This is a genomic window from Caenispirillum bisanense, from assembly GCF_900230255.1.
Lineage (GTDB): Bacteria > Pseudomonadota > Alphaproteobacteria > Rhodospirillales > Rhodospirillaceae > Caenispirillum > Caenispirillum bisanense_A.
Genome location: NZ_OCNJ01000009.1, coordinates 13364 through 34509, shown reverse-complemented (window position 1 = coordinate 34509; position 21146 = coordinate 13364). Strand labels below are relative to the sequence as shown.

Annotated in this window: 15 protein-coding genes, 1 pseudogene and 1 CRISPR repeat array (1 of these 17 cut by a window edge); of the genes and pseudogenes, 6 read left to right on the top strand and 10 right to left on the bottom strand. The window is 67.7% G+C overall.

What is annotated here, in order from left to right; translation table 11 throughout:
* Positions 1-23: 23 nt before the first annotated feature.
* Genes CRP50_RS18635 through CRP50_RS18620 form a run of 4 tightly spaced genes read right to left on the bottom strand, consistent with a single transcriptional unit; the run spans position 24 to position 3850 of the window.
* Entirely contained in the window at positions 24-1082 is a 1059-nt protein-coding gene (locus tag CRP50_RS18635) for a sulfate/molybdate ABC transporter ATP-binding protein (protein ID WP_097280700.1), read from the bottom strand.
* 12 nt (positions 1083-1094) lie between these two features.
* A complete protein-coding gene (gene cysW, locus CRP50_RS18630) occupies positions 1095-1958 on the bottom strand; it encodes a sulfate ABC transporter permease subunit CysW (RefSeq protein ID WP_097280699.1) in 864 nt (287 codons plus the stop codon).
* Positions 1959-1962: 4 nt separating this feature from the next.
* On the bottom strand, positions 1963-2814 hold the full coding sequence (gene cysT / locus CRP50_RS18625) for a sulfate ABC transporter permease subunit CysT (protein WP_097280698.1): 852 nt from the start codon (positions 2812-2814) through the stop codon (positions 1963-1965).
* Positions 2815-2821: 7 nt separating this feature from the next.
* On the bottom strand, positions 2822-3850 hold the full coding sequence (locus tag CRP50_RS18620; protein WP_217992080.1) for a sulfate ABC transporter substrate-binding protein: 1029 nt from the start codon (positions 3848-3850) through the stop codon (positions 2822-2824).
* A 163-nt stretch (positions 3851-4013) separates the two neighbouring features.
* Here CRP50_RS18620 and CRP50_RS18615 point away from each other — a divergent pair, with 163 nt between their 5' ends.
* The gene (locus CRP50_RS18615) at positions 4014-4454 is read left to right on the top strand and encodes an RrF2 family transcriptional regulator (protein WP_097280697.1); all 441 of its coding nucleotides are present in this window, start codon (positions 4014-4016) and stop codon (positions 4452-4454) included.
* Between the two features lie 106 nt (positions 4455-4560).
* Here the strand turns inward: CRP50_RS18615 and CRP50_RS18610 are convergent, their stop codons facing one another.
* Genes CRP50_RS18610 through CRP50_RS18600 form a run of 3 tightly spaced genes read right to left on the bottom strand, consistent with a single transcriptional unit; the run spans position 4561 to position 7472 of the window.
* Complete coding sequence (locus CRP50_RS18610; protein ID WP_097280696.1) at positions 4561-5904, bottom strand: TRAP transporter large permease; 1344 nt, start codon at positions 5902-5904, stop codon at positions 4561-4563.
* 3 nt (positions 5905-5907) lie between these two features.
* Positions 5908-6420, bottom strand: a complete 513-nt coding sequence (locus CRP50_RS18605; RefSeq protein ID WP_097280695.1) for a TRAP transporter small permease — start codon at positions 6418-6420, stop codon at positions 5908-5910.
* Positions 6408-7472, bottom strand: coding sequence for a C4-dicarboxylate TRAP transporter substrate-binding protein (locus CRP50_RS18600; protein WP_097280694.1), 1065 nt, complete (start codon positions 7470-7472; stop codon positions 6408-6410). Before CRP50_RS18600 ends, CRP50_RS18605 begins: the two co-directional genes overlap by 13 nt.
* Before the next feature lie 259 nt (positions 7473-7731).
* On the opposite strand from CRP50_RS18600, the gene CRP50_RS18595 reads away from it, so the two are divergent.
* Positions 7732-8460 (top strand): GntR family transcriptional regulator, encoded by a 729-nt coding sequence (locus tag CRP50_RS18595; protein ID WP_176525260.1) that lies wholly within the window; start codon positions 7732-7734, stop codon positions 8458-8460.
* A 52-nt stretch (positions 8461-8512) separates the two neighbouring features.
* Here CRP50_RS18595 and CRP50_RS18590 read toward each other — a convergent pair whose 3' ends face one another.
* Entirely contained in the window at positions 8513-10090 is a 1578-nt protein-coding gene (locus CRP50_RS18590) for a hypothetical protein (RefSeq protein ID WP_097280692.1), read from the bottom strand.
* Between the two features lie 147 nt (positions 10091-10237).
* Positions 10238-10405 (bottom strand): 2-dehydropantoate 2-reductase N-terminal domain-containing protein, encoded by a 168-nt coding sequence (locus tag CRP50_RS26560; protein WP_097280691.1) that lies wholly within the window; start codon positions 10403-10405, stop codon positions 10238-10240.
* Positions 10406-11077: 672 nt separating this feature from the next.
* Between CRP50_RS26560 and CRP50_RS18580 the strand changes: the two genes are divergently transcribed.
* The 4 genes from CRP50_RS18580 to CRP50_RS18565 are packed head-to-tail and all read left to right on the top strand — an operon-like array spanning position 11078 to position 19460.
* Positions 11078-12487, top strand: coding sequence for a hypothetical protein (locus tag CRP50_RS18580; RefSeq protein WP_097280690.1), 1410 nt, complete (start codon positions 11078-11080; stop codon positions 12485-12487).
* On the top strand, positions 12484-13356 hold the full coding sequence (locus CRP50_RS18575; RefSeq protein ID WP_097280689.1) for a hypothetical protein: 873 nt from the start codon (positions 12484-12486) through the stop codon (positions 13354-13356). The genes CRP50_RS18580 and CRP50_RS18575 overlap by 4 nt, the downstream gene beginning before the upstream one ends.
* Positions 13343-18352 (top strand): hypothetical protein, encoded by a 5010-nt coding sequence (locus tag CRP50_RS18570; protein ID WP_097280688.1) that lies wholly within the window; start codon positions 13343-13345, stop codon positions 18350-18352. Before CRP50_RS18575 ends, CRP50_RS18570 begins: the two co-directional genes overlap by 14 nt.
* A 4-nt stretch (positions 18353-18356) precedes the next feature.
* Positions 18357-19460, top strand: coding sequence for a Wadjet anti-phage system protein JetD domain-containing protein (locus CRP50_RS18565; protein ID WP_097280687.1), 1104 nt, complete (start codon positions 18357-18359; stop codon positions 19458-19460).
* A gap of 74 nt (positions 19461-19534) precedes the next feature.
* Here CRP50_RS18565 and CRP50_RS18560 read toward each other — a convergent pair.
* Positions 19535-20197 (bottom strand): annotated as a pseudogene (locus tag CRP50_RS18560) (transposase).
* 173 nt (positions 20198-20370) lie between these two features.
* Positions 20371-21146: direct repeats of the CRISPR family, unit length 29 nt; unit sequence CGGTTCATCCCCGCGCGTGCGGGGAACAC; it runs 480 nt beyond the window's last position.

The window sequence follows — 21146 nt, the reverse complement described above, 5'->3', positions numbered from 1 at the left end:
GCGCCCCACCGCAAGCCCGTCCCTCAGGCGGCGAACAGGTGGTAGCGGTCGATGCGCACCCGCAGGGCCTGACCGCGCTTCAGGTCGGTCCAGCCGCCGGCCTTCATGGGCAGTTCCAGCTCGATGGGCCGCGGCAAACCGTCGACCTTCATGTCGACGCGCACGAGGCCCGGCGACACGCGCACCAGGTCGGTGACGCCCACCAGCCCGGCCTCCTGCCGCTCGGCGGCGAGCACCAGGTCGTGGGGGCGGGCGTGCAGGGCGTAACGGCCGTCGCCCGCCGCGATGCCCTCCGCCACCGGCACGGGGCAGCCGGTGACGAAGGCGCGGCCGTCGCGCACCTCCACCGGCAGGACATTGGTGGAGCCCAGGAATTCGAAGACGAACCCGTTGGCCGGGTTCAGGTAGACCTCGGTCGGCGTGCCGATCTGCTCCAGCCGCCCCTTGTTGACGATGGCGATGCGGTCGGACAGCTCCAGCGCCTCTTCCTGGTCGTGGGTCACGAAGACGGTGGTGTGGCCGGTGCGGTCGTGCAGGTCGCGCAGCCAGCGCCGCAGATCCTTGCGCACTTTGGCGTCGAGCGCACCGAAGGGCTCGTCCAGCAGCAGCACCGTCGGCTCGATGGCGAGCGCCCGGGCCAGCGCCACGCGCTGGCGCTGGCCGCCGGAGAGTTGCGCCGGGTAGCGGTGCTCCAGTCCCTGCAACTGCACCAGCGCCAGCAGTTCCTCGGCGCGGCGGCGGATCTCGGCCTTGGGCGGCCGGTTGCGGCGCGGCCGCGCCGCCAGGCCGAAGCCGACGTTGTCGAGCACCGTCATGTGGCGGAACAGGGCATAGTGCTGGAACACGAAGCCGACGTTGCGCTCCTGCACCGTGCGGCGGGAGGCGTCCTCGCCGTCGAACAGGATGGTTCCGGCGGTCGGGAACTCCAGGCCGGCGATGACGCGCAGGAGCGTCGTCTTGCCCGACCCCGAGGGGCCGAGCAGGGCCAGCAGTTCGCCGGAGCGGATGGTCAGGTCGACGTCGTCGAGCGCGGCGGCGGCGCCGTCGAAGGCCTTGCGGATGCCGTGAACGCGGATTTCCATGGCGGGAGGCTCCTAATGCCGGCCGAGCGACGACACGACGTGCCCGCCGCGCGCTTCCAGCCAGGTCTTGAGGACCAGGGTGACGAGCGCGAGCACGGCGAGCAGCGAGGCGACGGCGAAGGCGGCGGCGAAGTTGTACTCGTTGTAGAGGATCTCGACATGCAGCGGCATGGTGTTGGTGAAGCCGCGGATGTGGCCCGACACCACCGACACCGCCCCGAATTCCCCCATGGCGCGGGCGTTGCACAACAGCACGCCGTAGAGCAGGCCCCACTTGATGTTGGGCAGCGTCACGGTCAGGAACGTGCGCCAGCCGCTGGCGCCCAGCGACAGGGCCGCTTCCTCGTCGTCGGTGCCGCTCTGCTGCATGACCGGGATCAGCTCGCGGGCGACGAAGGGCAGCGTCACGAAGATGGTGGCGAGCACGATGCCGGGCACGGCGAAGACGATCTGGATGTCGCGCTCGGCCAGCCAGGGCCCGAACCACCCCGCCGCCCCGAACAGCAGGACGTAGATCAGCCCGGCGATCACCGGCGACACCGAGAACGGCAGGTCGATGAGCGTGACGAGCAGGCTCTTGCCCTTGAACTCGAACTTGGCGATGCACCAGGCGGCGCAGACGCCGAACACGATGTTCAACGGCACCGAGATGGCGGCGACCAGAAGGGTCAGCTCGATGGCCGCAATCGCGTCGGGCTCCACCAGGGCGGCGAGGTAGGTGCCGACGCCGCCGCGCAGGGCCTCGACGAACACCGCCACCAGCGGCAGCAGCAGGAAGACCAGCAGGAAGACGAAGGCGGCGGCGCACAAGAGCCGGCGGACCACCGGCGACTCGGTGGTGGCGGCGACCTGGGCGGGCGTGGCGGAAGCGTGCATGGCCTCACCCTCTCTCCATGCGACCCCGGCTCCAGGCCTGGATCAGGTTGATGAGCAGCAGGATGACGAAGCTGATCGCCAGCATGAGGACGGCGACCGCCGTCGCGCCGGCGTAGTTGAACTCCTCCAGCCGGATCACGATCAGCAGCGGCGCGATTTCCGAGACGTGCGGGATGTTGCCGGCGATGAAGATGACCGAGCCGTACTCGCCGACGCCGCGCGCGAAGGCGAGCGCGAAGCCGGTCAGCAGGGCGGGGCCGAGCACCGGCAGGATGACCGTGCGGAAGGTCCGGCCACGGCGGGCGCCGAGGGTGGCCGAGGCTTCCTCCACCTCGCGGTCGAGGTCCTGGAGCACCGGCTGCACGGTCCGCACCACGAAGGGCAGGCCGATGAAGGTCAGCGCCACGACGATGCCGAGGGGCGCGTAGGCCACCTTGATGCCGAGCGGCTCGAGGAACTGGCCGATCCAGCCGTTGCCGGCGTAGAGCGAGGTCAGGGCGATGCCCGCGACCGCCGTCGGCAGGGCGAACGGCAGGTCCACCATGGCGTCGAGCACGCGCTTGCCGGGAAAGCTGTAGCGCACCAGCACCCAGGCGACCAACAGCCCGAAGACGGCGTTCAGCGCCGCCGCCATCAGGGCCGTGGTGAAGCTGAGGCGCACCGCCGCCAGGGTGCGGCCGTCGGTGGCGAGCGCCAGGAAATCCTGCCACCCCAGGCCGGCGGCGCGGAACACCACGGCCGACAGCGGGATCAGGACGACGAGGCCGAGGTAGGCGAGCGTGAAGCCGAGCGTCATGCCGAACCCCGGAATGACGCTCGGACGCACCCACCCGGAGCCGAGGGCGCGGGTGTTCATGGCCGCCTCACTTGGGCTGGTAGATCTGGTCGAACACGCCGCCGTCGGCGAAGAACCGCTGCTGCGCCGCCTGCCAGCCGCCGAAGGTGTCGTCGATGGTCACCAGCCTGGCGTCGGGGAAGCGGGCGCGGTCTTCCGGCGCGGCGTGCTCCGGCGTCACGGGGCGGTAGTAGTGCTTCGCCGCCAGCCGCTGACCCTCCGGCGAGTAGAGGTAGGCGAGGTAGGCTTCCGCCACCTTGCGGGTGCCGTGCTTGTCGACGTTGCCGTCGACCACCGTCACCGGCGGCTGCGCCAGGATGCTGACGGAAGGCACCACGATCTCGAACTTGTCGGGCCCCAGTTCCTCGAGGGCGAGGAAGGCCTCGTTCTCCCAGGCCAGCAGCACGTCGCCGATGCCGCGCTGCACGAAGGTGGTGGTGGAGCCGCGTGCGCCCGTGTCGAGCACCGGCACGTTGCGGAACACCTTGGTCATGTAGTCGCCGACCTTGGCCTCGTCGCCGCCGAAGGCGTCGAGCCCCCAGGCCCAGGCCGCCAGGAAGTTCCAGCGGGCGCCGCCGGAGGTCTTGGGGTTGGGCGTGATGACCTGCACGTCGTCCCGCGCCAGGTCGCCCCAGTCGTGGATGCCCTTGGGGTTGCCCTTGCGCACCAGCAGCACGATGGTCGAGGTGTAGGGGGCGCTGGCGTTGGGCAGTTCCGCCTGCCAGTCGGCGTTGATGAGGCCGGTGCGCTCGGCGATGGCGTCGATGTCGTAGGCGAGCGCCAGCGTCACCACGTCGGCGGCGAGCCCGTCGATGACCGCGCGGGCCTGCTTGCCCGCCCCGCCGTGCGACATGCGCACCGCGACGTCCTCGCCCGTCTCGGCCTTCCAGTGGGCGGCGAAGGCCTCGTTGAACTCTTTGTACAGCTCGCGGGTCGGGTCGTAGGACACGTTGAGGATGGCGGTTTCCGCCATCGCGGGGCCGCCCCAGGCGAGGCTGGCGGCGAGGATGGTGACGGCGCCGAAGCGCGTGAAACGGGGACTTCGCATGATCCGCATCTCCCAGTGCGGTGGAACATCTTTACAATCCCTACCGACTAGGTATACAAAGTCAAGAATGAAATTCGACGAGCCGCCCGCCGTGTCCTCCGCGATGATCCTTGACCCGCCCCGGCGTATCGGCGACCAAAGGCAGCCCACCCCCAAGGAGCGGATCCGGAGCGTGATCTCCCAGAAGGCGAAGTATGCGTTGCGTGCCCTGCTGGTGCTGGCCGATGCCGGCGTCGGCGAGTCGGTGCTGATCTCGGACATCGCCGAGGGGCAGCGCATTCCGCGCAAGTTCCTCGAACAGATCCTGCTCGACCTCAAGCACCGCGGCCTGCTGACCAGTCGGCGCGGCAAGAACGGCGGCTACGCGCTGCTGCGCGCCCCCGACGACCTGACCGTCGGCGAGATCGTGCGCATCGTCGACGGGCCGCTGGCTCCCCTGCCCTGCCTGTCGCGCATGGCCTACCGCCGCTGCGAGGATTGCGACGGCGAGGAGGCCTGCCGCATCCGCCGCGTCTTCGCCGAGGCGCATCGGGCCAATACCGCCGTGCTCGACGGCACGACCCTCGCCGCCATGGCCGACGGGGACCGCCGGCTCGCCGCCGAAGCGGGGTGATCGCCGGCCGGGGCGAGCCGCAGCGCTGCGGCAGCCGTGCCCGGCGGCGGCCGCACCCCGCCTCGGTCGGGCGATCGCGATGCACCTCCGGGGCGCTCCCGCGGGATCAGTCCACGGTGCCCGGAATGAACAGCGACAGGGCCGGCACCGCCAGGAGGAGGAGGAGCACCACCCCATCCAGCAGCAGGAACCAGCTCACGCCGCGGAAGATCTGGCCGAGGGTCACCGAGCTTGGTGTCACCGATTTGATGACGAAGACGTTCAGGCCGATGGGCGGGGTGATGAGGCCGATCTCCAGCAGCTTGATGACGATGACGCCGAACCAGACGAGATCGAGGCCGTAACCCGTCACCAGCGGCACCGTGAACGGCAGCGTCAGCACCAGAATGCCGATGGAGTCCAGGAACATGCCGAGCACCAGGTAGAACACCACGAGGCCCGCCACCACCATCACCGTCGGCGCATCGACGCTCTGGAGCCAGTCGAGGACGGCCGGCGTCACGCGGGTCAGGGAAACGAAGGTGGTGAACACCTTGGCGCCGAGCGCGATGAGGAAGATCATGGTGGTCTGCACCACGGTATCCCGCGCCGCCTCGACGAGGCTCGCCATCGTCAGGCGTCCACGCGCGAACCCCAGGATCACGGCGATGACGAAGCTGACGGCGGCCGCCTCCGTCGGCGTGAAGACGCCGAGGTAGATGCCGCCGATGACGACGGCGAGGAGAACCACCGTCGGCCAGGTTCCCGCCACGGCCTCGCGCACGTCGCCGGGCGTGAAGGTCGTGTCCGGCTTCGGCGCATCCTCGGGGCGGCGCCACGTCCAGACGGCGATCGTGATGAGGTATCCGGCGAGAGACAGGATGCCGGGGAGGATGCCGGCGAGGAACAGGACCTTCACCGACTGTTCCGTGAAGATCGCGTAGATGACGAACAGCAGACTGGGCGGGATGAGCGACCCCAGCGTGCCGCCGGCAGCGACGGCTCCCGACGCGAGGCGCGGGCTGTAGTTGTAGCGCAGCATCTCCGGCACGGTGATCCGTCCCATGGCTGCCGCGCAGGCCACGCTCGACCCCGTGATGGCCGAGAACCCGGCGCATCCCATCACCGACGCCATGGCGAGCCCGCCCGGCAGCCGGCCGAGCCAGATGCGCAGGGCGCGATAGAGGTCGGTCGTGATCCCGCCGTGGTAGGCGACGTGGCCGAGCCCGATGAACAGCGGGATCATGCTCAACGGGTAGCTGTGGACGAACGAGTAGGCTGCCGAGCCGATGAGCGTCAGCGCCGGCTCGATCCCCCGTTCCAGATCGAAGGCGCCGCCCGGCCGCCACGAGAAGAAGGTGATGAGGCCGAGCGCCGACACCGTGCCCAGGCAGAAGGCGATGGGAACGCGAAGCGCGAGCAGGACGAGGACGGCACCGATCGCCACGGCCGCGAGCAGGAGGGGATCCATGGGTCAGGCCTTTCCGGCGCCGAGGCGGCGAAGGTCGTGGACGATCATGATGGCCAGCCGCAGGGCGAACAGCACCATGGCGAAGACGAAGACGGCCTGGCCGATCCACATGGGGATGTGGAGGACGCCGTTGTAATAGTCCTGCGTCTTCCAGGCGCCCAGAAACCCCTTCGCTCCGGCGGCCAGCAGCAGCAGCGCGAACAGAAGGCCGAGCCCGTGCCCGAGGGCGCTGAGGACGGCGAGCGTGCGCGGCGAGACGCGGGCCGTGAACACCTCGACCGAAATATGCTGCCGCGCCGCGGTGACCAGCCCGAGCGGCAGCAGGATGACCGCCACCATCAGTTCCTGCACCAGCAGCACGTCGTCGGGGATGATGGAACGGCCGACCCATCGGGAGACGACGGTGACGGTCACGATCAGCGCCAGCAGCCCGAGGCCGACCATCGAAAGAGCGCCCAGAAGGCGCTCTCCCTTGGTCGCTTCTACCGGCGGCAGCTCGTGGCTCACCGGGTCCATGGGTACCCCCGCGCGTCCAGCTCCTTCTGGTAGGCGGCGATGCGGTCGCGGTAGTCGGCGATGACGGCCGCGGCGTCGAGGCCGTCCTGGCTCGCCTCGCGGCTCCACTCGTCGATCTGCTTGCTGCTCATGTCCATGAGCCGCTTCTTCTCGTCGGGCGGCAGTACCACGACCTCGATGCTCTTGCCGTCGATGCCTTCCTGCATCTCGGCCTTCACCTTGGCCTGCTCCTCCATCATGAGCTGCGCCAGATGGTCTTCGAAGTCGGCCGCGACCTCGGCGAGGACCTTCTTCTCCGCGTCGCCGAGACCGTCGTAGGCGAACTTGTTCATGACGATGCCGAAGGACATGTTCTGCCCCCAGTCCATCTCGAGGACGTGCGGCGCCACCTCGTACTGCTTGTAGCCCTTCATGGAGTAGTAGTAGTTCTGGTTGCAGTCGATGAGGCCGGAATCGAGCGCCTGGTAGACCTCCGACTGGCTCATGCGCACCACCTCGGCCCCCAGTTCGGCCAGCGCATCGCCGTAGGGCCCGGACGCCCTGACCTTCAGGCCCTTCAGGTCGTCCAGGGTCTCGACAGGCTTGGTGCAGATCAGCTGCACCGGGCCGGTGGTGTAGTTCGTCACATAGACGACGTTGGCGTCCGCGAATTCCTTGCCGAGCGCCTCGTTCTCCCGTGCCAGGTCGTGCATGGCGCGCAGGCCGACCCACATGTCGCTGTTCTCGAACGGCAGGTCGCCGATGTTGTAGGCGCGCAGCTCCCGCGGGGTGAAGAACCCGACGACCGTGCCCATGTCCGCCACGCCGTCGCCCACGCCCTTCAGCGTGTCCTTGCCGCCGAGGAGGGAGCCGCCCCAGAAGAACTCGACGTCCATGCTGCCGCCGGACCGCTCCTTGATCTGGTCGGCGAACCACTCCATCGCCTCGGCCCGGGTGCCGCGGTTCGGTCCGTAGTCCGAGAAGCGCAGAGTGACGGCTTCCGCCGACGAGATGCCCGCAGACAGCACGGTCAGCGCGACGCCGGCGACGAGCCCGGCGGTGAGTCTGTTCATGTCGTTCCTCCTGAGCCTTTTCGTCTTTTCGGACTACACTCCGCTTTCGCACCCGCTCCGCGATCATCGCCCCGGCGCACGTCGCCGGCAGACGGACTGCGCCGGAGAACGGGGATGCAAAGGACATGGACGATTGCCATAGCGCGCGAGTCGGAAACTAGGTTTGCATGCAGTTTTGAGAGCGTCAATGTCGAAACCGCTGTACATCCGGCGGGAATGCCCACAAAATGCATGCAAATTAGCAGGGGAGGCGCTTCTCATGACGGGTGTGGACAGGACGACGCAGGCCCTCAGGGAGATCATCCTGGCGGGTCGCTTCATGCCGGGCGAGAAGGTGGCGGAGGAACGCATCGCCGGCGAGCTGGACGTCAGCCGAACGCTGGCGCGCCTCGCCCTGGGCGCCCTGGAGCGCGAGGGGCTCCTCGTCCGCGAGCCGCGGCGCGGCTTCCGCGTCCGCAGCTTCACCCTCGACGACATGGCCGGCGCCATCGAGGTGCGCGGCGAACTGGAAGCCATGGCCGCCCGCTACGTGGCGGAACGGGGCCTGGACCCGGAGACCGAGCGACGCCTGCTCGAGCCGGTTGAAGTGGCGGAAGCGATCATCCGGGAAGGCGTGCACGACGTGCAGGGCCGCCTGCGGTGGACGGAAACCAACCAGGACTTTCACGCCCGCCTGATCGACGCGGCGCGCAACCAGGCCCTGAAGGCTGCCTTCGAGCGGGTGACGGAGATACCGCTGGTGTCCCCGCGCGCCATCGTGTTCGACATGGCCGACGCCGACTACAGCCGCGTTCAACTGGAGCGCGCCCACAGCGACCACCTGCGGGTCCTCGACGCGATCCGCGCCCGCAAGGGCTCGCGCGCCGCCGACCTCATGCGGGACCACGCGGTGCGCAGCGCCGAGAACAAGCGCGACAGCTTCGAGCACATGATGGAAAGCCGCCGCTTCGTCAGCACGCCCGGCGCTGCCCTGATCCGGTCCGTCTGATCCGCCGGCGGGCCTGCCGGCCGCAGGGGCGCGTCCGGCAGGCATCGCTCCGTTACCCGCAGCAGTTCCCCGGCAAGGGGGCGGCCGAGACGCCACTGTGGTTGCAGCAGCCGCCTTTCCACCACTCGGCGCCCTCGCCATGGCAGTACTTGCCGTCGGCGCCGACCATCTGCATGAACATGGGGTGGTAGTTGCGGCAGACCTCCAGTTCGGTCTTCACCCAGTGCAGCGGGTCCTTGGCGTAGTGGTCCCAGTAGTCGCCCGGCATGTTGATGCCCGGAACGGCGGGGTTCCAGCTTTCGTCCAGCCACAGGTCCGGATCGCCGTACTTGGCGCACAGCTTGCGGATTTCCGGGTCGTCGAGCGCCAGCAGACGGCCGTTCTCGATGACCGGCTCGTTGTCGCCTTCCCGCTCCGTCGTGTAGGTCGGGAAGTACAGGTGCAGGTGCCAGTGGCCGACCAGGTGCCCCTGGCGGGCCGCCTCGCGCTCCGCCATGGAGGAGATGATCGTGCCGAACCCCATGTGGATGACGCCCGAGCGCACCCGCTCGTAGAGGCAGTTCACGAAGCCCGAGGGGAAATCCTTGCGCGGCCGATGCACATGCGGATTGGTGCCGATGGAGGCTTCCCACCAGTACATGAGCCCCTTCCCGGGGAAGGTGGGGTACTGGATGTCCTTCGTCTGCTCCATCACCTCGCGCAGCTTGCGGCCGAACTCGCCGCCCTCGCGGATCTCGGTGATCTTGGAGTTCTCGACGATCAGCTGGGTCCAGTCACAGGGCGCGATGTGATTGGTGGTGCCGGCGATGACGCCGCAGCCATCCTCCTTGAAGGGATGGAACATCCAGGGCCGGCCGGTGATGTGGCCGGGCAGGTAGGTCTTGCCGAAATGCTCGTTGCCCGTCCACGTGGCCGCCGTCAGGCCGGGATCGTAGAACTCGCGGTTCTTGTCCCAGTACTCGTCGTGGTTCGTGAACGAGATGTCGGTGCCTTCGGGGTCGGTGATGCGGGCCCGCTTGGCCGAGCGGATGCGATCCCACGTCCAGCGGTCGATGGCGTTGACCACCTCGATCGGCATGGCATGGGCGGGCGAGGCCAGAATTTCCGGCGTGATGAAGGGCATGCGCTGGATCTTGATGAAGCGTTCCGCAAGAACGGGGCCGCCGTAGCCCATCAGGATCTTGTCGTACTGCTGCTTCTTCTCTTCCTCTTCCCACATGTCCATCCATTCCGCCAATTCCCGGGTGCGGAACAGGTAGTATTCGACCTCGTCGGCCCCCACCCACTGCGGGATCGGACCGCGATCGACGTACTTGATCTCGTACTTGACCTTGTACTTTTCGAGAATCCGCTTGCACGCCTCGATGGTCAGCTCGCTGTGCCAGTTGTCCACGCGGAGCAGGACCCGTTCGCCTTCCTTCAGGTCCCAGCAGGCGTTCAGGCCGTGATTGTAGGGCCGGCGCGCGACGTGTTCGAGATAGGGCATGAGCTGGTCGGCGTCCGTCACCTCGACGAAGGGCGGGCAGCGCGGCGGGCGGGTCGCCTGGAGCGGCGGGCCGTCGAACTTCGGCACGGCCGACTGGGCGCCGCCGTGGCAGCAGGAGGTGGAGGGGCGGGGGATCTCGGTCATCGGGACGTTCCCTGTTTTCGCGTTGCATGCGCCGGTCGGGACCCGGCGGGATGGCGGCGTGGGGCAGACATCGGCGTGCGGCACGGCGGCCACATTTCCGCATGTCGTGTCACTTTCCGTCACCGTTGCATGCAGTTTTGCCCACCGTCAACCACATTTGCCCCATGGAGACCCGGTTGCCCGCCTGATTGCATGCATTAATCGGGCGATCTGGTCCAACCCTTCGACTCCGTTCTGCAGAGGGGCGACAGTGGTGGTGTCGGTCATGACGCTCCGGCAGGCATCGAGGGCCGACGCAGTGTCGTAGAGTTTCACGCACGGGGGATGGCGTCCGCCGGTCCGGCTTCGCGCGGCGCCTGACGGTCGGGGATGCGGACGACGCCGTCCTCCCGGCCGCTGCGGGGGGCCAGACCGTGAACTCGGACGACATTAAGCACTTGTGGAAAGACGCAGACCTTCCGGCTCCCGGCGAGCAGGCCGACAAAAAGTTGCTCTGCATACCTGGAGGGTCCGGACCGAACCCAGGCAAGCATGCTCAGATCTCCTTCTTCAACCATGGCGCGGTTGTTGGCACTTCGGGCGACGCTGCTTCATGGTCTCCATCGAGGCGCTGGTGAAGAAGGGCCCTATCGAGGCGAAGCCGTTGGGCAGCGTCCCCAAATCGGGTTGAACGGCTGAGCGTGCCGCGAGTCAACGACCCGGATCAACGGCGGCACACATAGGCTGACGCCGGCGACACTCGTCCTTTCCGCCCCGAATCCGGCGGGCGAGCAACTTCACCACCGGATCTCGGCCGCTGTCCCGGCGCATTGACGGTGCTGTCAATCCGCTTCTTTGTAGAAGCACTGACCTTGTCTAGACCGCTTCGATCGTAGTAGATATTGAACTGCGGTCGGGCGGGCGCGCGCCCTTGTTTCACAGGCGAATGCAGCCGGAATGCCGAAAGATCACAATGCAGGGGCGCCGTCCCAGAATCCTCCGTGGGTCATGTTCCTGGGCGCGGCGATGCGCCTGGTCGACCTGCACGACACGGCCCGTTCCCCCGGCAACGATGTCTTGGTGCAACCGCCGGAGCATAGGCGGGGCAATTCGCAGGGGCTCTACCTGACCATCGGCTGGCGCATCCTGGAAGAACTGCGCGACCAGGAACTGACCGGCAAGAATACCTTCGTCGACCTGATCCCTTTCGCCCGCCGTGCGGCGGCGGACTTCGGCGTCAGCGAGGAGGATGTCAAGCAGGTGGTCCGCATGCTCGCCACACCCACCGAGCTTCGGTTCATGGATTACGCCGACAGCGGCCTGATCCCCGTCAGCACCAAGTCAACCGCGCTGATCGACAAGAAGCGCCGTGGCTATCACTGTCGGCTGTCGCGGACCGGGCGCGAGGCCCTGCAGTTCGCCAATGGCTATCTGAAGTGGGTCCACATCCCGCACGAGGCCGCCAAGCTGGTCACCGACCTTCAGATGTCAGAGTTCCGATCGTTCATTGCGATCTCTCAGCGCGTTTGGCTGCAAGTCCGGGATCAGTCGGCGGAAATCATCAAGGCTATGGAGCAACCGGAGGCGGAAGCCCTGCGGGAACACTTCACGCGCCACCACGACCGATACCTCCAGACCCTGGAGGAGACCGCCCGGGTGATGGGCGAGTGCCAGAGCCTCCTGCGCCGACAGGAGGTCGCCGAGGCCATCGACGCCTGGGCAGACGACGATGCCGAGATGGGCGCATCCGTTGAGCACTTCTTCTACATCACGCGCGAGATCAACAGCGCGACGCTCGCCCTGCAACGGCGGTTCTCCACCTTCCTGACCGAGGTTCAGAAGCGGTCCCGGTCCTACATAAGCGGTGTCCGGTTCGAGGACATGGCGCGCCATTTCGTGGCGCTGGGCCGAAACCCGCTCACGAGGACGGAAGTGCTGGAGGACATTCACGGACGCCTGGGCCCGCTATCGATCGAGGCCGGGCACTTCTACATCATGGACCTGGCGCGGAGCGTCGCCCGCCCCAGGGAGCGCGACCGCCCGCTCCCGCCCCGCCTGCAAGTCCGCAAGACGCGCACGAAACGCCTCCCCATCCTGGAGCAGTTCATTGCGGCCAACCGGGAAACCCTTCTGGCCATCCTCGACGCTGGCCCGCTCAGGCTGACCAACTTCCTTGACGACGAGTACGAGCTGGACTGGAGCGCGCTCGGCGAAGAGGGGCAGTTGGTCGACGCGCTTGGCGTCTTCACATCGCCGCTGACGATGAACGTGCACGACGACCGGCCCGGCAAGGTCATCCTCGTGAAGCCGCTGCCGGTGACCCGGTTCGATACGCCGGACGGCTGGCGCGTCAGCGGCCACGCGGTGGAACTCAGCCTTGTCGACAAGACGCAGACGAAGAAGGCGTCCGAGCCATGAACCTGTTGGATTTCGAGCGGATCGGTCGGGTGGAAGCCTATTTGCTCCGCCACCGCATCCTCTACACCGACGGCACCGAAAACCATCGCGTCGGCGGCGTGGAAAAGGACGTCAGCCGTCAGATGCTGCAACTGACGGCCGACGAGTACGACGCACTCTCGCAGATGCTCGCCGGCAAGGGGTTCAGCCTGCGCGTGGAGGATCAGACATTCCCCGGCATTCCGCGCGGCGCCAAAGTCTGGTTGGCGGTGCGCCGGCCCGATTACGACGGACCCAACGTGCTGACCCTGAAGCGCGCATGGAGGGCAGTCGCCCTCAACCAAGCGGAGCCGAAAGCCGAAACGGTCTACTGGTTCACTTTGATGTGGTTCCTGACCATGTCCTTCTTCTACGACCGGAGCGGCCGCGCCGTGTCGGAGGTTTCCCGCTATGTGGAGGCCAACTTCCGACGCGACGAGCTTGAGCAGAAGGTCGCCAGCCACATCGAGGACATGCGCCGCACCGGCCTTGCGCATGATGACGGCAATCCGGTCGCCAGAGTGCTGCTCGGCGGCGACGGCGATGGTGGCAGGGGCACGACCTCGGCCCAGATCCGCAAGCGGGTCGGCAATTTCCTGAAGATCATGGTCGACACCAGCATGCTGGACATGGTGAAGGATGCCGACGGCGAGCAGACCTACCAGCAGTCGCTCGTCTGCGCCGTTCAGATCGACGAACTGTTCGCCCAGGACCTGATCGGATTCATGCCGGACAAACGGTTGAACGCGGAGCGCACCGTCGCCGACGACATCGGTTCCTTCGTCCACGCCGACATTCCGGAAGACGATGATGCCGGCGACGGCATGGAGGACGACCATGGCTCTGATTAACCGCTGGCAGCTCTCCAACTTCCTGAACTCCGGCGACCAGAGGAAATGGTCTCCCGATTTCATCGGGGAAACCATCGATGTCGGCGGCGGATCGGCGGCGCTCGTGATGGACAACGGCACCGGCAAGACGTCCATGGCCGACGCCCTGCTGTTCACGCTGTCCATGAACCCCGTGCTTCGCAAGCGCACGCTCGGCCGCGTGGCGCCGGAGCGCTTCGGCTACTTCACCCACGTGCGCGTCGAGTTCGTGGTGCCCGATGAGGACGGCCAGTTGACGCTTCTGGATCTGGGGGCCGCCGACCCCGGCGGGGAGTATCATGTCTTCGGCATGTTCGGCGTGCGTGGCGCCGACGGAAGCCTGGACTACAACCTCTATTACTATCCGGGCCGGCTCGAGGATGTGCCGGTGCACGTGGAAGAACCCGGCGACGAAGGGCTGCCGATCAAGTCCCTGCTGCCGAACATCGAGTTCCGGAACAATCTGGAACAGACGCCCGGCTACCGTGTCTTCTCCCCGAAGTCGGACATGGAGCTGGTCCTGCGGAACTTCATGTCGCTGGAGCAGCGCGACCAGCTGGTCGCCTACCAGTGCCGGGGCGGCGGCGACAAGTCGGCGGCATTCTACGACGTGCGTCCCCGTCCGGGCGAGACCTACGACAGGGCCTTCTTCCGGCAGGTGATCGCGCCCATCATCCTGTCCAATCCGGCCGGGATCAATGAGGATGGCGAGCGGACGACGCTGTCCCTTGAGGAGGAGATCATCAGCCAGTCCGACAAGGTGATCGAGGCCAAGATGAAGACAGAGGAGCACGGCCGGCAGGTCGCGCGCCTCGAACAGGTCTTCGGCGCCATCTCCGAGTTCAAGGTCCACGCCGACAAGGCTCTACAGGCCGAGGACGCCCGGGCGACGCTCATTGCCGACAAGGGCGGGACCATTCATGTCGCCCACATGCTGATCGAGGACGGCCTTCTGCCCGGCGCGCCCCTTCCGGTTTCGCGAAAGGGTCGCTTCGGCGCCGATTGGGAGCTTCTGTCCATGGCTGGCGCGGAACCCGGCCTGGGCTACGTCGTCGACCGGGACAAGCTGAGCCAGTACCTCCGCACGCCGGGCGCGTTCAAGGGCCTGACGACGCTGCGGGACAGCCAGGTCATCCCGTTTTCCACCGCCAACATCGCCCGGGGCATCAGCGGCCATGACAGCCGCGCGTGGCTCCGCCTGCAGGATGTTCATGACGCGCTGGACGCGCTTGCCGACGTCACCCGCCGCGAGGCGCGGTCCAAGCTGGACGCCCTGACCGACGTGGTGCTGGCCCATGCCCGGCATCCCGTGCGAAATGCCGAACGAGAGGCGCGAGAGGCGGTCGACGATCTCAATGCCGAGATCCACAGGGAAAGCCGACTTCGGGAGCAGGAGGCCGAGCGCCTGGAGGTCCTGACGGCGCAGGTCGAGGACGTCGAGGCCAACGCGACCGCCTACCGCGAGGTCATGGCCTCGCCCCATCTCACGGCGGAGGAACGGAACGGCCTAACCACCGAACAGGCCGTGAAGGACTTCGCCGACAGCGTCCAGAACGAGGTGGCGCAGGCCACGGCGCAGGAAGAGAAGCTCAAGGAACGGAAGGCCCAGTTCGAGGAGCGTCACAAACGGTATCAGCCGGTCGCGCGCCGCTTCGGAGAAGAGCCGCTGACCGACGCCCTGCAACGCCTGCGGCAGGAGGAGGAGGACGCCGATACGGCCTTGCAGGCCTGCAAGGCCGAGGAAGGGCGCTGCGACCGGCGGCTGGACCGGGTCGGAAAGCGTCTGGACCGCGTGGAGGCGGACGGCAAGGATGCTCGCGTGGAACTGGAGACCCTGGGGACCGGGGCGACAGCGCTGGAGCAGGTTCGCGAGACCCACGGCGCCGATACCGATCCGGGCGACCTGCTTCAGTCACTGGAAGACGCCCGGGCGCGGGCGGACGCGGCCCTGAGCGACAACCGGGCGCTTCGCAACGAGCTGGAACAGAAGAAGTCGGCCGCGGCGAACAACCTGGCACAACAGGAGCAAGCGGCACGCACGCTGGCCGAGGAGCTTGCGAGGCTGGATTCCCTCGCGGCGGACGCGGAGGCCTTCGCCATCCGCGTCCCGACGGAAGCCCCCGAGGGATACCAGGACCGGCTGGAAGGCCAGCACAAGGCGGCGCGGCAGAAAGGGATAACGGCGGCCGCACAGCTGGAGGACCTGGAGCCGTTGGTGACGGCGCTGGACGCCTTCACCGCCGCCCATCCGGGCACGAAGCCGCAAACCTGGCTGCAGGACATCGTGCGCCGCCGCGAGGTGATCGCGATCAGGATCAAGGACCTGGAAAAGGACCGTGACATCAAGGCCCGGCAGCTGCAAAAGCTGCGGGATACCAAGCTGGCGCCGTCGTCGGTGGACCTGGAGGTCGAGCGCCTGATCGGCGTCGACAGTTACCAGCCACTCCACAAGGTGCTGGACGCGGCGGACACGGCGCCGGCGCGCAAGGAAGCCCTGCTGTCCGCCCTGTCGGCCATCCTTCATGCGCCCGTATTCGACGATGCCGAGGCGGCGGCCCAGGCGGCGCGGCACATCGCCGACGCGGACATCCCGGTCCCCGTCCTCCTGCGGGCGGAGGTCGAGCGCATCGCGCTGGCGGACGGCATGCCGGTCAGCCGGGCAGGGCTGCTGCACAGCCTGCTGCTGTCGGGCATTCGCACGCCGACCGTCGACCTCCTCATCGATCCGGCGGCCGTGGCGCGGCGCATCGCGGACTTCGAAGCCGCCATTGAAAGGCTGTCGGAGCAGATCGAAGAGCTCGAGGACGCCCGGGCCGTCATCGCCGACGATGCCTATGCCGTCGTGCAGGCCCGGCAGGCGGCGCGCGCCGTGGCCGAGGACGCCGTCGCCAAGGCCGACCGCGCGAAGACGGAGATGGTCGAGGCAGAACGGCGCGTCGCGGTTCTCGACGGTCTTCTCACGCCCGACCTCATCGGCCTATCCAGGCGCGCCGCCGCCTATGCCGCCGCCGGCGGGACCACTCACCACGAACAATGCCGCGCCCGGCACGCAGCCGCCCTGGACGCCGCGGCCACGTTCAAGGCGCAACAGGAGTGGGCCGCTGAACGCCTTGACGAGGCGCAAGCGGCCGAGGAAACCCTCGGCGAGGCCCGCGACCGGGCGCGCGACGCCATCACCACATGGCGGGAGCGGTGCACGCAGGCGGCCGACTTTCTCGCGGAGGGTGGGTTGCCCGCGCTCGAGAGCGCCCAGCGGCGCGTCCATGGCTTCGAGCGGCGGCTCGACCTGGGCAAGGCCATCACCAGCGGCATTCACCGGGCGCGGGACGCGGCCCGAACGGCGACCAACCGCGCCAACGACCACCTTCGGCAAGCGAGCGCCGCCCGCAGCGAGTGGCAGGAACCGCTTCAGGCCGCGATCAAGTTCGAGGGTGATGGCGGTCCGGCGTTCCTGCGGGCCTATCCCGCCGACAAGGCGCGCGCCGAGGCCCGCACGACCGCGGCCCGCCACCGCGCCGCCCTGCCCTTCGAAAAGGCCGCCGGCTTCATCGCCGCCGGCGGCGGCGATGAGCGCGCGCGCATCATCAAGGAACGGGGCGAGCTTCAAGCCTCGGTCACGCGGCGTCGGGACCGCCTTCGAGCCCTGGAGGCCGACCGTCTGATTGCCGAGGACCGTCATGCCACGGCGCGCCAACGCCTGGAGAAATACGACTTCGGCATCCGCCAGCTTCTCGACATCCATCCGGAAATCCGGAAGGTCTACAGCGATCCCGTGCTGCGAGTGGACGTCGAATCGGCGCCGGTCGGGGGCGTCGCGGCGGAGATCATGTCCCTGGCCCAGCCAGTCGGGAAGGATGGCCCCAGCGACGTCACCCCAGAGGCCATCGCCTCGGCCATGCATGACATCGTGGAACGCGCTCGGGCGGCGGACCTGCCCGCGCTGTCCGCGCGCCTTCTGGCGGCGCAGGACAAACGCGAGGCCGCGTACAGGGACTACGCGCATCACCTGAGGGGCCGTCTGGCGGGCCTGCGCGAAAGGCTGCCGACAGGTTTCGAGGGCATCCTTCAGCGCATCGCGGAGGCGGAGAACGAGCCGCGCGCGATCGACCGCCTGTTCAAAGAGCAGGACGTCGCCCTGACCCGGCAGAAAAGCCTACTTTCGGCGGCCCAGTCGGCCGAGGCCCGCAACCGGGACACCCTGCAGCAGACGCTTCAGAACCAGTCCTCCATCGCGGCCCAGTCCATCGCCACCCTGCGGCGGGTCCTGCAAAAGGGCGACGGCGCCACCTTCCTGCTGGTCGACGACGAGGTCGCATCCGACGAGGCGATCGCATCGATGGTCAAAGACATCATAGAACGGGTGGAGGTGCGCAAGCAGCGCCACGAAGAAGACGCCGCCAAGGGCCGGGCACAGGGGGACGTGTTCAGCGACAGCTTCCGCACCAGCATTCGCGACGACTTGCACGACAACCTTTTCCCATCTGCCCGCATCCACGTCCGCCACCCCCTCATGCGCGGCGGAACCGAGTTCCCGCTCATCAAGGAGGGCATTTCCGGCGGCCAGTCCACGGCACTGAACCTTCTGTGGGCCATCAAGTTGGCGGCCTTCGCCGTCGAACGGGAGACCAGCCACCTGACCGGCGCGCACAGGCGCAAGGCCGCCGCCGCCGCCCAGTCGATCATCATCGTGGACGGCTTGTTCAGTGACCTTTCCGAGCCCGGGCTGATCGCCGAAAGCCTCGACGCCATGAAGGAGATCAAGGGGAATTTCCAGCTGATCGGGCTGATCCATTCGCCCTACTATCGCAACGACTGGGAGTTCTTTCCCACCTGCCTCAACGGCCGCCACATCGACAGCGACGAGGAAGGTGGTAACCGGAAGACCAGCCTCGTAATGATCGAGGGCGTGCCGAAGCCGAACAACGGCCGCGTCCGCACCACGAGCCTGCGCGCCGTCAACACGCTGGCGGCGAGCTAGGCCGATGCTGGCGCGCAAGGAGGATGTGGCCCGGGTCGCGGCATTCTTTCACCGCAAGCGCGCCGGTGGAGCCACCTACGTCAACGCCGGGACGCTGCACGGGCAGCTCGTGAAGGCCACCGGCATCAAAAGCCGCGCCGTGCTGAACGACGCGATGAAGCAGCTAAAAATGGACAGCGTGATCGACTGCGAATTCGGCACGACCTGGCCCGTCAGCCGCGTGACGATCACCCCGCCACCGGAGGCGGTACTCGGGGACGCGGAACAGGCTTGGCGCGAGACGGTCCTGCGGATGGTCGCCGATGACGCCGATCGCACCGCCTATTACCTGTTCTATCCGAAGCTGTCCGATTGGCCGGTTGACCGGTTCGACGCGCTGATCGCGACGATCGAGACGATCCGCCGCACAAAGCCCGCCGACATGCTCCTGCCGCTGGCCAGTGCCGTCGGACCGCTGGCGTCCTCGAAGCTTCTGCAGAACCTTCCGGCCCCCGCCCTTCATGCATTGGGTATAAACATGGCCGCCCTGCCGCGGCTGCCTAACTATATCATGCTCGCCGGTCCGGCCACCCCGGAGGCCGTCGTCCTGGTGGAGAACCCGGCCGCCTTCGAACGCGCCATGGCCGCGACACGCGACCTACCGGTGGTTTGGGTGGCGGCGTTCGGCTTTGCCCTGTCCGCGCCCGAGGCTGGCGGCCAACGCTTGGCAGATGGGGTGGAGAATCCGTGGACCTGCGCCCCAGTTGTCCGCGAAGGCACGCCGCCGCCGCTTGAGGCCTTGCTACGGCATCCAGCCCTTTTCCACTGGGGCGACCTGGATAAGGCAGGCCTGCAAATATTCCACCGCATCCGGTCCCAGGTGCCCCACATCAGGCTGAGCGCCCTGATGCAGCCGATGATCGACCTGTTGAGCCAGGGCGGCGGCCATCCCTACAGCGACCTGAGTGGGAAGCCCATGCAACTCGCCTGGACCGGCGGCGAGGCGATCATCAATCGGCTGCTGGCTTTGTGCGGGGATCACGCGGTCGATCAGGAATTTTTGGAACCCGAAGATATTCGGCTACTGTGTCGATCGGCGCTGAGGGAGGAGCGGGCTGCAGTGCGGTGAAGACTCTATTCCCGCCAGCGCCGCCAGGACGCCCTGGCGAGTTGTAGCGTTCGGCCGAATTCGACCCTGCGAGGTCATGTCCCGGGGAGTGGTGTAAGAGCGCCGGCATCCGCGTCGTCTTCGGCGGGCTGAGGTCCGCTGGCCATGCCCAGCACCTCGCGGCGGCCGTCGGTATTGACGCCCACGGCGATTATCATCGGCACCGAGACGATGCGCCCGGCCTCGCGCACCTTCACGTAGGTGGCGTCGATCCAGATATAGGGCCAGTCGCCCTCGATCGGCCGCTCCAGAAAGGTGCCGCCCCTGTCGTCGATGTCCTCGCACAGGCGGGAAACCTGGCTTTTCGAGATCCCGGTCATCCCCATCGCCTTCACCAGGTCGTCCACCGAGCGCGTCGAGACGCCGTGGACCCTCGGGTCAAGCCCGAGGGCAGGCTCCGGCTTCCTGGATCATCGCCGCCAGGGCTTTCTCGGCGATGCGCCCCGGCTCAAGGAAGGCGGGAAATAGCTGCCCTGGCGGAGCTTGGGGATCTTCAGCGCGATCGCCCCGGCCCGGGTCTGCCACAAGCGATCGCGGTAGCCATTGCGCGAGTTGGTGCGCTCGGGCGTGCGCTCGTTCGGCTGGGCGTTGCAGACGGCCTCGACCTCGCAGTCCATCAGCCGCTGGGCGACGAACGAGATCATCTCCCGCAGCAGGCCGCTGTCGGAACCCTTCTCAAGAAGCTCGGCAAGGACCATCCTGTCCATGGTCATCGGTTGGTCTCCGTGGGTTGCAGTTTGTCGCAACCTCAGCCTACCGGAGATCGACGATGACCGCCCCAGGCTCGGGGCCGCCCGGGGATGGTGCCTCCGGGCGCCACGCGCCCTCCGCCATCATCCCCGTTCGCGTGCTCTTACACCACCTCCGGGGACACTCCCTCCCCGCGCGTGCGGGGAACACCGCCCTCGCGATCCTGGGCCTGAGCGACAGGTTCGGTTCATCCCCGCGCGTGCGGGGAACACAGCTTCTTCGCGCCCGCCTCCTGCGCCGCCTCCGGTTCATCCCCGCGCGTGCGGGGAACACGATGATGCGCATGGCGAGGTCGTCAAAGGCCGCGGTTCATCCCCGCGCGTGCGGGGAACAAGGCCGGCCGCCGCTGCGGGTACACCGCCGACGGTTCATCCCCGCGCGTGCGGGGAACACGCCCTGAAGGTGCTGTTCGCCTTCTGCCACGCCGGTTCATCCCCGCGCGTGCGGGGAACACGGGTGGTCTGGCGGGCGGCCATCGGGCTGCTCTCCGGTTCATCCCCGCGCGTGCGGGGAACACGCGGTGTTTTTTTCGTCATGCTCGACCCCAAAACGGTTCATCCCCGCGCGTGCGGGGAACACACCTGAACAACGCGAACCCGGCCAAGGGCGCGCGGTTCATCCCCGCGCGTGCGGGGAACACGCCAAGATGACCTCACCCCGCTCCACCAACCGCGGTTCATCCCCGCGCGTGCGGGGAACACATCTCGCGTCCCGCGGTCGCGGTGGATCAGGCCGGTTCATCCCCGCGCGTGCGGGGAACACGCGGCCTCGGTCGGGCCGAACTCGCCATGCGTCGGTTCATCCCCGCGCGTGCGGGGAACACTACAGCAACCCCGGCGACGTGGTCTACGACCCCGGTTCATCCCCGCGCGTGCGGGGAACACGTCCTCCTTCGCC

Coding starts and splice junctions, on each gene's coding strand:
- CRP50_RS18595 (WP_176525260.1), top strand. CDS start 7,732: ATGACGGGTGTGGACAGGACGACGCAGGCCCTCAGGGAGATCATCCTG.
- CRP50_RS18620 (WP_217992080.1), bottom strand. CDS start 3,850: ATGCGGATCATGCGAAGTCCCCGTTTCACGCGCTTCGGCGCCGTCACC.
- CRP50_RS18600 (WP_097280694.1), bottom strand. CDS start 7,472: ATGAACAGACTCACCGCCGGGCTCGTCGCCGGCGTCGCGCTGACCGTG.
- cysW (WP_097280699.1), bottom strand. CDS start 1,958: ATGCACGCTTCCGCCACGCCCGCCCAGGTCGCCGCCACCACCGAGTCG.
- CRP50_RS18575 (WP_097280689.1), top strand. CDS start 12,484: ATGAACCTGTTGGATTTCGAGCGGATCGGTCGGGTGGAAGCCTATTTG.
- cysT (WP_097280698.1), bottom strand. CDS start 2,814: ATGAACACCCGCGCCCTCGGCTCCGGGTGGGTGCGTCCGAGCGTCATT.
- CRP50_RS18565 (WP_097280687.1), top strand. CDS start 18,357: ATGCTGGCGCGCAAGGAGGATGTGGCCCGGGTCGCGGCATTCTTTCAC.
- CRP50_RS18580 (WP_097280690.1), top strand. CDS start 11,078: ATGTTCCTGGGCGCGGCGATGCGCCTGGTCGACCTGCACGACACGGCC.
- CRP50_RS18605 (WP_097280695.1), bottom strand. CDS start 6,420: ATGGACCCGGTGAGCCACGAGCTGCCGCCGGTAGAAGCGACCAAGGGA.
- CRP50_RS18635 (WP_097280700.1), bottom strand. CDS start 1,082: ATGGAAATCCGCGTTCACGGCATCCGCAAGGCCTTCGACGGCGCCGCC.
- CRP50_RS18590 (WP_097280692.1), bottom strand. CDS start 10,090: ATGACCGAGATCCCCCGCCCCTCCACCTCCTGCTGCCACGGCGGCGCC.
- CRP50_RS18570 (WP_097280688.1), top strand. CDS start 13,343: ATGGCTCTGATTAACCGCTGGCAGCTCTCCAACTTCCTGAACTCCGGC.
- CRP50_RS18610 (WP_097280696.1), bottom strand. CDS start 5,904: ATGGATCCCCTCCTGCTCGCGGCCGTGGCGATCGGTGCCGTCCTCGTC.